General features: G+C 72.0%; 13 protein-coding genes. All 13 read right to left on the reverse strand.

Annotated elements, in window-relative coordinates:
- Window positions 1-7 precede the first annotated feature (7 nt).
- The gene (locus ACTJKJ_RS13680) at window positions 8-1,585 is read right to left on the reverse strand and encodes a UxaA family hydrolase (RefSeq protein ID WP_440820789.1); all 1,578 of its coding nucleotides are present in this window, start codon (window positions 1,583-1,585) and stop codon (window positions 8-10) included.
- Window positions 1,575-1,904, reverse strand: coding sequence for an L-rhamnose mutarotase (locus tag ACTJKJ_RS13685; RefSeq protein WP_183479628.1), 330 nt, complete (start codon window positions 1,902-1,904; stop codon window positions 1,575-1,577). Before ACTJKJ_RS13685 ends, ACTJKJ_RS13680 begins: the two co-directional genes overlap by 11 nt.
- A 14-nt stretch (window positions 1,905-1,918) precedes the next feature.
- Window positions 1,919-3,064 (reverse strand): mannitol dehydrogenase family protein, encoded by a 1,146-nt coding sequence (locus tag ACTJKJ_RS13690; RefSeq protein WP_440820790.1) that lies wholly within the window; start codon window positions 3,062-3,064, stop codon window positions 1,919-1,921.
- Entirely contained in the window at window positions 3,058-4,068 is a 1,011-nt protein-coding gene (locus ACTJKJ_RS13695; protein ID WP_343607449.1) for a zinc-binding alcohol dehydrogenase family protein, read from the reverse strand. Before ACTJKJ_RS13695 ends, ACTJKJ_RS13690 begins: the two co-directional genes overlap by 7 nt.
- Entirely contained in the window at window positions 4,062-4,907 is an 846-nt protein-coding gene (locus ACTJKJ_RS13700; RefSeq protein ID WP_440820791.1) for an amidohydrolase family protein, read from the reverse strand. The genes ACTJKJ_RS13695 and ACTJKJ_RS13700 overlap by 7 nt, the downstream gene beginning before the upstream one ends.
- 1 nt (window position 4,908) lies before the next feature.
- The gene (locus tag ACTJKJ_RS13705) at window positions 4,909-5,922 is read right to left on the reverse strand and encodes an aldo/keto reductase (RefSeq protein WP_440820815.1); all 1,014 of its coding nucleotides are present in this window, start codon (window positions 5,920-5,922) and stop codon (window positions 4,909-4,911) included.
- Window positions 5,923-5,981: 59 nt separating this feature from the next.
- The gene (locus tag ACTJKJ_RS13710; protein WP_440820792.1) at window positions 5,982-6,956 is read right to left on the reverse strand and encodes an ABC transporter substrate-binding protein; all 975 of its coding nucleotides are present in this window, start codon (window positions 6,954-6,956) and stop codon (window positions 5,982-5,984) included.
- Between the two features lie 53 nt (window positions 6,957-7,009).
- Complete coding sequence (locus ACTJKJ_RS13715; protein WP_091724662.1) at window positions 7,010-7,993, reverse strand: ABC transporter permease; 984 nt, start codon at window positions 7,991-7,993, stop codon at window positions 7,010-7,012.
- Complete coding sequence (locus ACTJKJ_RS13720) at window positions 7,990-9,555, reverse strand: sugar ABC transporter ATP-binding protein (RefSeq protein WP_440820793.1); 1,566 nt, start codon at window positions 9,553-9,555, stop codon at window positions 7,990-7,992. The genes ACTJKJ_RS13715 and ACTJKJ_RS13720 overlap by 4 nt, the downstream gene beginning before the upstream one ends.
- Before the next feature lie 40 nt (window positions 9,556-9,595).
- Entirely contained in the window at window positions 9,596-12,466 is a 2,871-nt protein-coding gene (galA, locus tag ACTJKJ_RS13725; protein WP_440820794.1) for a beta-galactosidase GalA, read from the reverse strand.
- A 130-nt stretch (window positions 12,467-12,596) separates the two neighbouring features.
- Window positions 12,597-13,874 (reverse strand): L-fuconate dehydratase, encoded by a 1,278-nt coding sequence (locus ACTJKJ_RS13730; RefSeq protein WP_440820795.1) that lies wholly within the window; start codon window positions 13,872-13,874, stop codon window positions 12,597-12,599.
- A 24-nt stretch (window positions 13,875-13,898) separates the two neighbouring features.
- Complete coding sequence (locus tag ACTJKJ_RS13735; RefSeq protein ID WP_440820796.1) at window positions 13,899-14,753, reverse strand: ureidoglycolate lyase; 855 nt, start codon at window positions 14,751-14,753, stop codon at window positions 13,899-13,901.
- A 118-nt stretch (window positions 14,754-14,871) separates the two neighbouring features.
- Window positions 14,872-15,666, reverse strand: a complete 795-nt coding sequence (locus ACTJKJ_RS13740) for an SDR family oxidoreductase (RefSeq protein ID WP_440820797.1) — start codon at window positions 15,664-15,666, stop codon at window positions 14,872-14,874.
- Between the last annotated feature and the right edge of the window lie 124 nt (window positions 15,667-15,790).

Here is a 15,790-nt window from a genome sequence, read left to right on the forward strand (position 1 = left end):
GCGGCGCTCACATCACCGCCCCGAGCTGCCAGGGCACGAACTCGTTGTCGCCCAGGCCGTGTTCCTCGCTGAGCGTGCGGCGGCCCGAGGCGGTCTCGCGCATCAGCTCGAAGAGCGCCTGGCCGGCCTCGGCCACGGTCTGCGTGCCGTCGACGATGCCGCCGGCATTGAAGTCCATGTCCAGGCGCATGCGCTCGAACAGCGCGGTGGTCGTGGCCAGCTTCAGCGAAGGCGTCGGCTTGCAGCCGTAGGTCGAGCCGCGGCCGGTGGTGAAGCAGATCAGCGTGGCGCCGCCGGCGACCTGACCCGTCGCCGACACCGGGTCGTAGCCCGGCGTGTCCATGAAGACCAGCCCGCGCGCGCGGACCGGCTCGGCGTACTCGATCACATCGTTCAGCGGGCTGCCGCCGCCCTTGGCGACCGCGCCCAGCGACTTCTCCAGGATGGTGGTGATGCCGCCCGCCTTGTTGCCGGGCGAGGGGTTGTTGTCCAGCCGCGCGCCATGGCGCGCCGCGTACTGCTCCCACCACTGCAGGCGGTCCAGCAGTCGCCTGGCGACCTCGGGCGACGCGGCCCGCGCGGTCAGCAGGTGTTCGGCGCCATGGATCTCCGGCGTCTCCGACAGGAGGGCGGTGCCGCCATGGCGCACCAGCAGGTCGACCGCGGCGCCCAGCGCGGGATTGGCGCTGATGCCCGAGTAACCGTCCGACCCGCCGCACTGCAGCCCCACCACCAGCGCCGACATCGGCACCGTGCTGCGACGCGCCAGCCCCGCCTGCTCGGCGAGCTCGCGCACCAGCGCCTGGCCTTGCTCGACGGCCTCCCGGGTGCCGCCGGCCTCCTGGATGGTCAGCAGGCGCAGGCGCTCGCGGGTGGCCGCCGGCAGCGCCTGGACGAGCGGCTCGATCTGGTTGACCTCGCAGCCCAGGCCGACCAGCAGCACGGCGGCGAAGTTGGGATGCGCCGCATAACCGCGCAGCGTCCGCTGCAGCAGCACCAGGCCGTCGCCCTCGGCGCTCATGCCGCAGCCGCTGCCGTGGGTGATCGCCACCACGCCGTCCACGCCCGCCGGCAGGGCCGGCCCCTGGAAGACCTGCGCGATCGCCTTGCAGACGGTCGCGGAGCAGTTCACCGACGCGATGACACCGATGTAGTTGCGGGTGCCGACGCGGCCATCCGCGCGCCGGTAGCCCTCGAAGGTCGCCGCCGAGTCGACGGGCATCACGGCAGCCGCGGCGTCCGCGGCCTGCGCCGCCGCTCGCGGCGGCATCACCTCGGCCATCTCGAGGTTGTGCCCATGCACGTGGGCGCCGGGCTCGATCGGAGCGCTGGCCAGGCCGATGGGCTGGCCGTACTTGAGCACGAGCTCGCCGCGCCCGATCGCGCGCAGCGCGACCTTGTGCCCGGCCTCGATCGGTGCCAGCACTTGCAGCGTGGGCCCGTGGGAGCGGGCGATGCGTGCGCCGGCGGGCAGCGCGAAGCGCGCGACCGCGATGTTGTCGTCCGGATGCAGGACGATCAGCGCCGAGGCCGGCAGGGGCCCCGGATCCGCGGCCGCGCCTTCGCCCGGTGATTCAGTCGACATGGAACACCTGCTCCATCGCGGCCCAGTGCTCGCCCTCGGCCCGGCTGTCCAGCGGCCGCTGGCAGGGGCCGCAGAAGGTCCACCAGCGTTGCGTCTCGGGATCCGCGGCGATGGCGGCCATGTCGGCCGCGTAGTCGCTGCCGTGGTACTCCCAGTAGCTGAACAGCAGGTGCTCCGGCTCGCGCAGGAAGATGCTGTAGTTGCGCACGTTCGACGCCGCCAGCCGGGCCAGCACCGCCGGCCAGACGGCCGCGTGCAGGCGCTTGTATTCGGCGATGTGCTCCGGCGCGATGCCGATCACCATGCCCATGCGTTCCATGTCCTGTTCCTTGATCACGAGGTTCTGAGGGCGGTCCGCAGCCGCGACTGGGACAGCGCCGGCACATGCCGCCGCGCCAGCTCGACCACCGGCAGCAGGCGGCGGGCCTTCTTGCTCGCGTGGTGCTGCGCGATGTCGGCGAGCCGGTGCTCGAGGAAGGGGTTCAGCAAGCGGTCGCGCAGGCCGTCCAGGTAGACGAGCGCCTCCTCGCCTTGCCCGAGCGCGGCCAGCACCGGCAGCACCTCCTCCTGCCAGGTGTCCTCGAGTGGCTGGCGCAGCGCGGGGTCTTCCATGGCCTGCCGCACCGTCATGTCCGGCGCCCGGTCGAGGACGCGCCAGAGCTCCGCCAGCATCGTGTGGCCCAGGTTCAGCAGGAAGAGCTTGAGCCGTTCATGGCGCGCGAGGTCCTCGGTCACGATGAGCGCCGGGTGCCGGCACGGCAGCTGCAGGCGCGGCTGGGCCTGCACGGCCCACAGCGCATAGGGCTCGGCCACCGCGCCGACCGGCTCCAGGGCCTGGGCCACGATGCGGTCGACCAGCGAGCTGGCCCAGACGACGTGGCCGAGCAGCCAGTCGATGAAGGCCGGCGGGCAGTGCCAGGACCGCGCCAGGGCCACGACCAGGTCGCCCAGGACGGCACCGTTGCGCGAGACGAGCTCGCAGGGCAGCAGCGTCAGTTCAGCGTCCGGGGCCGCCTGCCAGCGGTCGTGCAGCAGCACCAGCAGCCGGGCGGGGAAGGCCTCGGGCGCCGGCGCCGCGTCGGCCAGCAGCGTCGGGCCGTCGCGCAGCGACAGCGCCCAGCCGTCGTCGCCGGTGTTGGACACGATCACCCGCACCGGCCCGCGCACGCGCTCGCGCACCGCGGGCCAGTCGGCGGCGGCATGCAGGGCCTCGCGCACCGAGCGGCAGGTGCGCTGCATCTCCACCGGCACGCCGCCGACCAGGCCGCGCAGCACGACGGGAAACCCCTGCGCGCGGGCCAGTTCCCGCGCGCGGCGGGTGCTGGCCGGATGGTCGGTGCTCTGCACCACGGTGATGCCGCCCAGCGCCTCGCCGGTCTCCGCCGCCTCGCTGACGAGCAGGTCCACATGGGCCTGCAGGAAGCGCCCGGTGCCGAATTGAAGGATCGGCGGCGCGCCGTCCAGGCCAGGGCTCAGCATTCGACCAGCGCCTTGATCACGCCTTGCCCGGGATCGAGCAGGTCGGGGAAGCGCGCCGGCAGGTCGCCCAGCGCCAGGCGATGCGTCGCGAGCGCGGCATGCGGCACCTGGCCCGCGCGCATCGCGGCGATCACGGTGTCGAAGTCCTCCATCGTGGCGTTGCGGCTGCTGAGCAGCGTGGCCTCGCGCTTGTGGAATTCCGGATCGGAGAAGCGGATGTCGCCCTGCACGATGGACAGCAGCACGTAGCGGCCGCCATGCGCGATGAAGCGGAAGCCGCGCTCCATCGCCTGCGGATTGCCGGTGGCGTCGAACACCACGTCGAAGAACTCGCCGTCGGTCAGCCGCGCGAGTTCGGCCTCGTCGCCGTCGCCCAGCGGCACCGCGGCCGCGATGCCGGCGTGGGCGCGCGCGACCTCGAGCCGGTCCCGCCGGCTGTCCAGCGCCACCACGGTGGCGCCGCGCAGGGCGGCGAACAGCATCGCGCCCAGCCCGATCGGCCCGGCGCCCACCACCAGCACGCGCTGCCCGGCGCCGACCTCGCCGCGGCGCACCGCGTGCGCCCCGACGGCCAGGAATTCCACCATCGCGGCCTGGTCCAGCGTGAGGCCGTCCGCCCTGCCGACGAAGCGGCGCGGCAGGCAGAGGTACTCGGTGAAGGCGCCGTCGCGATGCACGCCCAGCACTTGCATCTGCACGCAGCAGTTGGACTTGCCCTGCCGGCAGGCCCGGCAGCGGCCGCAGGACAGGTAGGGCATCGCATACACGGTGTCGCCGGGCTGCAGGCCGCTGTCGGGATCCGCCTCCTCGACCACGCCGGACAGTTCATGCCCCATGACCCGCGGGTAGGCGAGGTAGGGCTGGTGGCCGGTGAAGATGTGGAGGTCGGTCCCGCACACGCCCACGCGGCGCACGCGCAGCAGCACCTCGCCGGTTTGGCGTTGCGGCTTGGGACGATGGTGGACGGCAAGGGTGCCCGGGGATTCGCAGAGGACGGTCAGCATGGCGTGAGGCGATAGAAGGCGGCGGCATTGCCGCCGAACAGGGCATCCAGGTCGGCGGCGGCCGGTGCGGGGTGGAGCTGGCTGGCCAGGCGCTGCGCCTGATGCCACCAGGGCGCATAGTCCGCGGCCAGGCGCAGCACGGGCCAGTCGCTGCCCCATAGCAGCCGGCGCGGACCGAAGAGCTCCCACAGCGCCTGCATGTAGGGCCGCAGCGCCGCGTCGTCGAGGCGGTCCCCTGCCTCGGTCAGCAAGCCGGAGACCTTGCAGTGGACCTGGGGCAGGGCGGCCAGCGCGGCGAGGTCGGTGCGCCAGGGCTCGAGCTCGCCACGCGCGATGAAGGGCTTGGCGGCATGGTCGACGACCAGGCGCAGGCCGGGATGGCGCCGGGCGAAGCGGCCCAGCGCGGGCAACTGGCGGGGCAGCACCAGCGCGTCGAAGACCAGGTCGTGCCGCTGCATCGCAGCGGCCGCGGGCGCGCAGGCGGGATCGTCGATCCAGTCGTCCCGCGGCAGGTCCTGCAGCATCGGTCGCAGGCCCTTGAGCACGGGGTCGCGCGCCAGCTCGTCGATCTGCGCGGCGGCGTCGGTCGCCTTGAAGTCGACCCAGCCGACCACGCCGCGGACCCAGGGCGTCCGCGCCGCGACGGACAGCATCCAGCGCGTGTCCTCGACGCTGGGCAGCGACTGCACCAGCACCGTCGCGTCGATGCCGCAGGCGCGCAGTTGCGGCTCGAGGTCCTCCGGGCCGAAGTCGCGGTGAATGGCCGCCAGCGACGGCGGCGGCCACTGGCCTTTGCGGTCGGCGAGGCGCCAGAAATGCTGGTGGGCATCGACCCGCATGTCAGCCCGCCCCCGGTTCGTCCGGCAGTGGCACGCCGGCATGGATCAGGCCGCGATCGCGCAAGGCGCGCCACAGCGCGCCGGGAATCGGCTGCCGCATCCAGTCGACATTGCGCCGCACCTGGTCCGGCGAGCGCATGCCCGACAGCACGTTCGCCACCGCCGGATGGGCCAGCGGGAACTGCAGCGCGGCCGCTGGCAGGGGCACCTCGAACTCGGCGCAGACGGCTGCCAGCGCCTCGGCGCGCTCGCGCACCGCCGCCGGCACGGCGCCGTAGTCGTACTTGGCCTGGCCCGCCAGCAGCCCGGAGTTGAACGGCCCGCCAATGAGGACGTCCACGCCGTCCGCCGCGCAGCGGTCCATGAAACCGAGGGCCCCCTGTTCCAGCAGCGTGTAGCGGCCGGCCAGCAGCACGCAGTCGATCGGCGCGGCCGACAGCGCGTCCCAGGCCACCTCCCATTCATTCACCCCCAGCCCGATGGCCTGCACCGCGCCCTGGTCGCGCAGCGACTCGAGCGCGCGAAAGCCCCGGCCCTGGTTGAGCGCGCGCCAGTGGCGCCCGTGCTGCTGGCCGTGGGTGGCGCGGCCGATGTCATGCACCAGCAGCAGGTCGATGCGCGCGCCGCCCAGGCGCGCCAGGCTGTCCTCGAACGAGCGCATCACGCCGTCGTAGCTGTAGTCGAAGACGGGGCGGAAGGGCAGCGGATCGGCCCAGCCGTCGCTGCCGGGCTGCACGCTCGCGTCGGGCCGGAGCAGGCGCCCCACCTTGGTCGAGAGCACCAGCCCGTCGCGCGGCCGTCCGGCCAGGAAGGCGCCGACGCGGTGCTCGCTGCGCGTGTAGCCGTAGAACGGCGCGGTGTCGATGCAGCGCAGGCCGGCGTCCCAGGCGGCCTGCAGCGTCGCGGCGGCCGTGGCCTCGTCGACCGCGTCGTAGAGCCCCGCCAGCGCGGCGGCGCCCAGGCCCAGCGGACAGCTGCGCAGGGCCTGCCGCAAGGGACGGTCCGGTGCGGGCATGACGGCGGCCGCGCGGTCGGCGAGGGGCGGGGGCGCCAGGGACGAAGGCACGACGCTCATCAGTAGAGGACCGCCCGGGCCTCGGGCGATTGCAGGTTGGTCTTGTTGACCCAGACCACGCCGGTGTCGCGGAACTTGGGCACCGGCTTGCGCTGCAGCAACTCGTCCACCGTCTTGACGCCCAGGTAGCCCATGCGGAACGAGCTCTGCACCGCGATGCCCTCCAGCGTGCCGTCCTGGACGAACTTCTGCAGGTCCTGGTTGCCGTCGAAACCGATGGCCACCACCTGACCGGCGCGACCGCTCTGCACCAGCGCGCGGCCCATGCCGACCGCGGTCGGCTCGTTCGCGCCGAACAGGGCCTTGAGGTCGCGATGGGCCGCCAGCACGTCGGTGGTCTGGTTCATCGCGGTGGCCATCTGCGACTGCGAGTAGTACGGGCCGACGATCTCCAGCTTCGAGTGGGCCTGCAGGTAGCGCTTGAAGCCGCCGACACGGTCCGCCTCCGAGCCCGCGCCGGCCACGTAGGACATGAGCGCCACCTTGCCGGTGGTGCCGACGCGCGCGATCAGCGCCTTGGCGCAGAGCTCGCCCGCCGCGATGTTGTCCGTGGACAGGAAGGACTGGTAGTAGGTCTTGCCGGCGTCGGACACCCGGGAGTCGATCAGCACCACGGGGATGCGGGCCTCCCACGCGCGCTTGATGGCCGGCACCAGCGCATCGGGGTCGGACGGCGCGAGCACGATGCCCGCGACGCGGCGGTTGACCGCGTTCTCCACCAGGTTGACCTGGTCGGCGACCGCCGATTCCGACGCCGGGCCGGAGAAGGTCAGCGTGTGGCCGGCGGTCTCCTTGATCGCCGCGTCGGCGCCCTTGTTGACGTTCTGCCAGAAGCTGGAGTTGGTGGTCTTGACGATGACGGCGATCTCGCCGGCCTGGGCGCTCGCGCCCAGCAGCGCGAGGCCGGCACCGAGCAGCGCGCGCCGCAGCGCGCGGACCGTGAAGGGAGCGAGGGACGAGGGGATGCGGGGCATGCGGGTCTCCTGGTGGGATGTGCCGGTCTTGCGCCGGTGTTCTGCGCCGGTCTTCAGCGCCGGTTGCGGAGCTGGTCGATCCACACGGTGAGGAGGATGACCAGGCCGATGATGATCTGCTGCGAGAACGCCGACACGCCGTTCATGTTCAGGCCGTTGCGCAGCACGCCGATGACGAAGGCGCCGATGACGGTGCCGGACACGCTGCCCACGCCGCCGCTCAGCGAGGTGCCGCCGATGACCGCGGCGGCGATGGCGTCGAGCTCGTACATCACGCCCTCGTTGGGCTGCGCGGTCACCAGGCGCGACATCAGCACGCAGCCGCACAGGCCAGCCAGTGCGCCGGAGCAGGTGTAGGCGAACATCGCCACGCGCGCCACGTGGACGCCCGACAGGCGTGCGGCCTCGGCGTTGGAGCCCACCGCATGCAGGTGCCGGCCCAGCAGCGTGCGGCGCAGCAGCAGCCCCACGATCACCGCCAGCGCCACCATCAGCAGCACCGGGTAGGGGATGCCGGGAAAGATCACGTTGGGGAAGCCCTGCGCATCGATCTCCTCGATGCGCCACAGCGCGCCGTTGCCCAGCACGCCGAAGGCCTCGCCCAGGCCAGAGACGGCGCGCGCGTCGGTCAGCTGCAGCGCCAGGCCGCGCGCCACCAGCATCATGCCCAGCGTCGCGATGAAGGGCGGCAGGCGCAGCCGCGTCACGCAGAGCCCGTTGACGGCGCCGCACAGCCCGCCCACCACGATGCCGGCGGCCATCGCGGGCGCCACCGGCAGGCCCTGCTTGACCAGCAGCCCGGCCGTCACGCCCGACAGGGCCAGCACCGAACCCACCGACAGGTCGATGCCGCCGGTCAGGATGACCAGCGTGGCGCCCAGGCCGAGGTAGACGATGGTGCTCACCTGCAGCGACACCGTCATCGCGTTGCCCACGCTGAAGAAGGCGTTGCTGGTCAGCGAGAACACCAGCACGAGCGCCAGCAGGCCGGCCAGCGCGGCGAACTTCTGGAGCAGGTCTTTCTGTCGTTCGTTCATGGGGCAGTCGTCTCGGGCGCCGCATGCGGCGCTGGGGATGGGGAAGCCGGGGCCACCGAGGCCAGGTGCATCACGTCCTGCTGGCTGCTGCCGCGCGTGTCCAGCACGCCGGCGATGCGGCCCTGGCGGAACACCGCGATGCGGTCGGTCAGGCCGAAGATCTCGGGCAGGTCGGAGCTGATGAGCACAACGCCGACGCCCTGCGCCGCGAGCTGGTCCATCAGCGCATAGATGGCGTACTTGGCGCCCACGTCGATGCCGCGCGTGGGCTCGTCGAAGACGATCACCCGAGCCTGGCGGAACAGCCACTTGGCGATGACCACCTTCTGCTGGTTGCCGCCGGACAGCAGCCGCGCCACCTGGTCCGGCGAGGGCGTGCGGATCTGCAGCTGCCGGATGAAGCGCTCGGCGGTCTCCCGCTCGCGCGCCGCGTCGATGAGGCCCGGCCCGCGGGTCAGCGCGCCCAGGTTGGCCATCGTGATGTTGTGGGCGACGCTCATGGCCACCGCCAGGCCGTGGGCCTTGCGGTCCTCGGAGACATAGGCGATGCCGGCGTCGATCGCGTCGCGCGGGCAGCGGATGTCCAGCGCCTGTCCGCCGAGCTCGATTTCGCCGCCGTCCAGCGGGTCGGCCCCGAAGAGGGCACGGGCGGTCTCGGTGCGGCCGGCGCCGATCAGGCCCGCGAAACCCAGGATCTCGCCGCGCCGCAGCTCGAAGTCCAGCGGCCCGAAGACGCCGTGGCGCCGCAGGCCGCGCACGCGCAGCAGCACCTCGTCGAGCGGCTGCCGCGTGGCCGGCGGGAACTGCTGGTGGAGCTCGCGGCCCACCATCAGGCTGACGATCTCGTCGATCGAGGTCTCGTGCCAGTGGCGGGTCGCGATGTACCGGCCGTCGCGCAGCACGGTGACGCGGTCGGCGATGGCCTCGAGTTCATCGAGCCGGTGCGAGATGTAGAGGATGCCGACGCCCTCGCGCCGCAGCTCGCGCACGACCTGCAGCAGCCGCGCCGCGTCGGCCTCGCCGAGCGAGGACGTCGGCTCGTCCATGATCAGCAGCCGCGCCTGGAGCGACAGCGCCTTGGCGATCTCGACCAGTTGCCGCTGCGCGATCGGCAGCGTCGTGACCAGGGCGTCCGGATCGATGTCGGCGCCCAGCCGGGCCAGGCAGGCGCGCGCGCCGTCCCGTTGGCGTTCCCGGTCGACGAACCAGCCGCGCCGCGGCTCGCGGCCCAGCCAGATGTTCTCCGCCACCGTGAGCTGCGGCACCAGGTTCAGCTCCTGGTGGATCATCACGATGCCCAGGCGCTGCGCATGCGCGAGGCCCTCCAGGCGCACCGGCTCGCCATCGATGCGCAGCTCGCCGTCGTCGGGCGCATGCACGCCGCTGAGCACCTTCATCAGCGTGGACTTGCCGGCGCCGTTCTCGCCGCAGATCGCATGGACCTCGCCGCGATGGACCTCCAGCGCGACATCGGCGAGCGCGACGACGTTGTCGAAACGCTTGCACACGCCGCGCATGCCCAGCAGCGCGGGGAGGGCGGACGTGTCGGGCAGCGCGTTCATCGGCGCATGCCTCGCATCGCGTGTGGCCGGGCGGCGCCTCTCATGGCGTCGCCTTCGCCGCGCCGCGTTCGAGCGAAACCCGCCCGATGAGGCCCGAGGGCTGGCCCGGCTGCGCGCGCACCAGCACGGTCATGGTGCGCCAGCCCGGTCCCTGGGCCAGCGGCAGGCGCAAGGGGCCGGGCGCTGGCGAGGTCTTCTCGCCGATCTTGACGCCGTCGACCCAGACTTCGGCCTGCCCTGCGATCTCCTGGAACAGCAGCTGGCCCTGGCCATCGTTGCGGTCGGCGCGCAGGCGCAGCGAGGCGCGGTAGGCCCGCCACGGCGCGGCCTCGGCCGGCTGCCGGAGCGGCGGTTCGCCCCAGCCCCAGCTGTTCATGTCGTTCTCCGCCAGCACCTGGTTGGGATCGGGACGCGCGGCCTGGGGCGGCGAGATGCGCCAGCCGCCGACGCGGCTGATCGCCTCCGCGGCCGGCATCGACGGGACCCGCGCGGGGCGCACGTCCAGCACCAACTCGGCGGCCGCCAGCCCGTCCGCCGTCGCGCGCAGCCGCAGCGGTCCCTGGCCGTCACGGTCGGTCTGGAGGATCGCCTGCGCCAGGCCGTTGAAGAGCGAGCGCTCCGGCGCCTTGGACGCTTCATGCGAATTGGGATCGCCATTGCCGACGCCGATCAGGCGGCCGGCGCCGGTGGTCTCGAAGCGCACCATCAGGTTGGCGGTCGGCACCGGGCGGCCCTGCGCATCGACCGCGCTGACGGTCACCGCCACCGCATCGCGGCCGTCGCCGGCCAGCGCGGCGCGGTCGGCGGCAAGCACCAGGCGGGCCGGGGCGCCGCTGGTCTCCACCAGGTCGCGGGCCAGTTCACGCGTTCCCTCCAGCGCGATGGCCTCGAGCCGGCCCGGTGCGTAGGGCAGATCGACGCTGACGATGCCGTCACGGTCCGCCGCCTGCTCCGCGACCGTCTGGCCGTTCAGCAGCAGGCGCACGCGCGGCGCGTTGGTGGCGACCATCACCTTCACCGGCTGGCCCTCGCTGCCGGCCCAGTTCCAGTGCGGCAGGATCTTGACCACGGTGCGGTCCTTCACCCATTGCGCCTGCCGGATGTAGAAGGCCGCCTTGGGGAAACCGCACAGGTCCAGGGCGCCGAAGAAGGTCGAGGCGCTCGGCCATTCGAAGGGCGTGGGCTCGCCGTGGTAGTCGAAGCCGCTCCAGACGAAGCCGCCCGCCATGAACGGCCGCTGCGCGAGGTGCCGCCAGGCCTCGCGATGGGTCTGGCCCCAGGACGAGGGCTCGTCGTCGTGGCTGCCCAGCACCTGCGCCTGCCGGTCGCTGCGCCAGGCGCCGCGCGTCATGTAGGCGGAGGTGTCCTCGGAACTGAACATCGGCCGGCCCGGATGCTCGCGGTGGTAGCGGTCGTAGGCGTGGACCTGGTAGTTGACGCCGACCACGTCCAGCACCTCCGAGGCGTTGCGATCGGCGAAGAGGCCGTCGTGCATGCCCGCGGTGACCGGTCGGCTCGGGTCCAGCCGCTTGATCTCGGCGGCCATGCGGCGCGCCATCTCGCGGCCTTGCCAGGTGCCTTGCAGCGGCTCTTCGTTGAACAGGGACCAGAGGATGACGCTCGGCCGGTTGCGGTCGCGCCGCACCAGCCAGGTCAGCTGGGCCATCGCGTCCGGGCTCGCACTGAAGTTGCGGTTCTCGTCCATCACCAGCAGGCCCAGGCGGTCCGCGAGGTCCATGACCTCCGGCGCCACCGCGTTGTGGGCGAAGCGCACCGCGTTCACGCCCATCTCCTGGAGGCGGCGCAGGCGGAATTCCCAGATCGCCGTCGGCACCGCGACGCCGACGCCGGCATGGTCCTGGTGGATGCACACGCCCTGCAGCTTGAGCGCTTCGCCGTTGAGGAAGAAGCCCCGCTCGGCATCGAAGCGCAGCGTGCGGAAGCCGGTGTGCAGCTCGGTGGCGTCGATCTCGCGCAGCGGGCCGGCGCCGGGTTGGCGCAGCACCGCCCGCACGCGATACAGCCGCGGCGATCGCGGCGACCAGAGCTCGGGTTGCCGGATGTCGACGGTCAGGCGCGCGGTGGCCGAGTCCAGCGCGGCGACGCTGACGCGGGTCTCCTTCCGGGCCACCACGGCGCCGTCGGGGCCGGTCACCTCAAGCGAGACGACCGCGGCCCGCGCGGCCTCGCCGGTGTTGTCGACCTGCACCTCGACCGGCAGCGTCCAGCGGCCGTCGCGCTGCACCGGATTGGCGTACAGGCCGTCGGTGGCGATGTGCAGCGGGTCGCGCTTGACCAGCCAGACATGGCGGTAGATGCCGGCGCCTTCGTACCACCAGCCTTCCTGGGCGTCCGCGTCCACGCGCATGGCGATGCTGTTCACCTCGTCGCCGTAGCGCAGGTAGGGCGTGATGTCGATGGCGCGGCCGTTGTAGCCGGACCAGTTGCGATTCACCACGATGCCGTTGACCCACACCGTGCTGTGGGTCGCGATGCCGTCGAACTGCAACTCGATGTGGCGGCTCCGGTCGGACTCCGGCAGCTGCAGATAACGCCGGTACCAGCCGATGCCGCGGGCGCGGTAGCCCTGCGACGCGTTCTCTTGACGGTCGAAGGCGTTCTCGATGGCCCAGTCGTGCGGCAGGTCCAGCCGGCGCCAGTCGGAGTCGTCGAACTCCGCCTCGCCAGCGCCGACGACGCCGCCCGCCTTGGCCTGGTGGTAGCTCGCGCCGTGTCCCTTGACCGGCGGCGGCGGCACCTCGCCGCGGTGGAACAGCCAGCCGGCGTCCAGCGACAGGCGCTCGCGCGGCCCCTCGGCGCGCGCGGCAGCGGGCAACAGCGCCGCGATCGCCAGGCAGGCGATCAACAGCCCATGAACCAGTGACGCAGGGCGCGTCATCGTCTTGAACATCTTGTCTCCATGACGAGGACCGCGCCGGAAAGGCGGCGGTCCTTCGAGGCTCTGATGGCCTTTGATGTGGTCTTACCAGTTTCTCAGAATCTACTTTCGGTCTTACCGGTGAAAACACCGAGCCGACGGCTCAGCCGCGGAAGCGATACCGCTCCAGCGACTCGGGTTTCATCGTGATGGAGAAGCCCGGCGCGGTCGGCAGCAGGTAGGCGGCGCCACGCACGACGCAGGGATCGACGAAGTGCTCGTGCAGATGGTCGACGTACTCGATCACCCGGTCCTCGCGGCTGGCGGAGACGCACAGGAAGTCGATGACGGAGAGGTGCTGCACGTACTCGCACAGGCCCACGCCGCCCGCGTGCGGACACACCGGCAGGCCATGCTTGGCGGCCATCAGCAGCACCGCCAGGATCTCGTTGACGCCGCCCAGGCGGCAGCTGTCGATCTGCACCACGTCGATCGCGCCGCGCATGATGAACTGCTTGAACAGGATGCGGTTCTGGCACATCTCGCCGGTCGCGACCCGCATCGGCGCGATGGCTTCGCGGATCGCGCGATGGCCTTCGACGTCGTCGGGGCTGGTGGGCTCCTCGATGAACCAGGGCCGCGCGAAGGCCAGGTCCTTCAGCCAGTCGATGGCCACCGGCACGTCCCACACCTGGTTGGCGTCGATCATCAGGCGGCGATCGGGCCCCAGCACCTCGCGGGCGATGCGCAGGCGGCGGATGTCGTCCTCGCGGTCGCGGCCGACCTTGAGCTTCACATGGCCGAAGCCGGCGTCCACCGCTTCCTGGCACAGGCGTCGCAGCTTGTCGTCCGGGTAGCCGAGCCAGCCGGCCGAGGTCGTGTAGCAGGGATAGCCCTCGCGCTCGAGCAGGGCCAGGCGCTCGGCCTTGCCCTCGGCGGCGCGGGTCAGCAGCACGAGCGCCTCGTCCGGCGTGATGCAGTCGGTGAGGTAGCGGAAGTCGATGCAGCGCACCAGCTCCTCGGGGCTCATGTCGGCGACCAGGCGCCACAGCGGCTTGCCCTCGGCCTTGGCCCAGAGGTCCCAGACCGCGTTGACGACGGCGCCGGTGGCCAGGTGGATCGCGCCCTTGTCGGGTCCGATCCAGCGCAGCTGGCTGTCCGAGGTCACGTGCCGCCAGAAGCGCCCCATGTCCGCGGCGATCCAATCCAGGTCCAGGCCGACGACGAGATGCCGCATCGCCTCGATGGCGCGGCAGCACAGGTCGTTACCGCGCCCGATGGTGAAGGTCAGGCCGTGGCCCGCCAGGCCCGGCTGGTCCGTCTCGAGGATGACGTAGGCGGCCGAGTAATCCGGATCGGGATTCATCGCGTCGGAGCCGTCCAGGTGGGCCGACGTGGGGAAGCGCACGTCGACGGTGCGCAGATCGGTGATGCGGGTCATGGGGGCGGGGTGAGGTGGCGGGCTTCAGGCGGCGACGGTGCGCTGGGTCTGCGTGCCCAGTCCGGCGATGCCCAGGCGCATCGTCTGGCCGGGCCGCAGGTAGACCGGCGGCTTCTGGCCCAGGCCGACGCCGGGCGGCGTGCCGGTGGAGATGACGTCCCCCGGCTGCAGGCTCATGAAGCGGCTCAGGTAGCTGACGATCTGCGCCACGCCGAACACCATCGTGCGGGTGTTGCCGTTCTGGTAGCGGTGGCCGTCGACCTCCAGCCAGAGGTCCAGCTGCTGCGGGTCCGGGATCTCGTCCGTGGTGACCAGCCAGGGACCGAGCGGGCCGAAGGTGTCGCAGCCCTTGCCCTTGTCCCATTGGGTGCCGCGCTCGAGCTGCCATTCGCGTTCGGACACGTCGTTGACGACGCAGTAGCCGGCGACATGCTTCATCGCGTCGGCCTCGTCGATGTAGGCGCCGCCCTCGCCGATGACGACGCCCAGCTCGACCTCCCAATCCGTCTTGACCGAGCCCCGCGGGATGCGCACCGGGTCGTCAGGACCGCTGATCGCGCTGGTCCATTTGGCGAAGACCACCGGCTCCTGCGGCACCGGCAGGCCGGACTCCGCGGCGTGGTCGGCGTAGTTCAGGCCGATGCAGATGAACTTGCCGACCTGGCCGACGCAGGGACCGAGCCGCAGGTCCCGCTGCGGCGTGCCCGGGACCCGGGGCAGGGTGCTGGGATCGAGCTGGCGCAGCAGCGACAGGCCGGCGGGGGTCAGCACCTCGCCGGCGAGGTCGTCGATGTGTTCGGAGAGGTCGCGCACCTGGCCGTCGGCGTCCAGCAGGCCGGGGCGTTCCTGGCCGGGCGGGCCGTAGCGGAGCAGTTTCATGGCAGTCCTTGCGAGAGAGGCGAGAGGGGCGAGAGGAAATCGGAGGGGCGGCTTGAAGGCCGGAACGGCCCGAAGGCCTGTCGGCCTGGCGACCGGAAAACGGCGACGGCCATGGGGTTCAGATCGTGACGCCGCCGTCGACGCTGACCGCCTGGCCGGTGATGAAGCGGGACGCGTCGCTGAGCAGGAACACCACCAGCGGCGCGATGTCGTCCACCGTGGCCAGGCGTCCCATCGGCTGGCGCGCGATGAAGTCGCGCTCGGCCTGCACCGGATCGGCGGCCGCGGCGATGCGCCCGCGCAGCGAGGGCGTGTCCACCGTGCCGGGGCACAGCGCATTGCAGCGCAGGCCCTGCTTGACGAAGTCGGCCGCGACCGACTTGGTCAGGCCGATCACCGCCGCCTTGCTGACGCCATAGACGCAGCGGTTGGGAAAGCCCTTCACCGAGGACGCCATCGACGCCATGTTCAGCACCGAGGCGCTGCCGCCGGGGCGCGCCGCCTCGGCCAGCATGCCGGGCAGGAAGGCGCGCAGCATGCGCCACATGCTCTTGACGTTGAGGTCCATGCTGAAGTCCCAGGCCGACTCGTCGCAGTCCAGGACCGAGCCGTGATGGACGAAGCCGGCGCAGTTGAAGAGGCCGTGCAGCGGCGGCAGCTCGCGCGCCAGGGACTGGATGGCGGTGTCGTCGCGCACGTCGAGCGGCGCGGTCCGCAGGCGGGACGAATCCCCGGCGTCTTCGCGCAGGCTGTCCAGGCCGGGGGCCGCGAGGTCGGTGGCGATCACCTCGGCGCCCGCCGCGAGGCAGGCCAGCGCGCTCGCGCGGCCGATCCCTTGGGCGGCGGCGGTGATCAGCACGGTCTTGCCGGCGAGGGAGCCAGCGGCGGAAGAGGGCGGAAGGGGCAGGTTCACGGTCGAAATCCGGCCAAGAGGTCTGACCAGTTTATGCCAGACAGGGTTGTCACCCCCACCCGGGAACTACCCTTGATTCGTATCGTTTCAAATTGGTCCGACCGGATGGGTGCCTGTCGAGCGG

The sequence above is a fragment of the Roseateles sp. 22389 genome (assembly GCF_052044995.1).
GTDB lineage: Bacteria > Pseudomonadota > Gammaproteobacteria > Burkholderiales > Burkholderiaceae_C > Roseateles.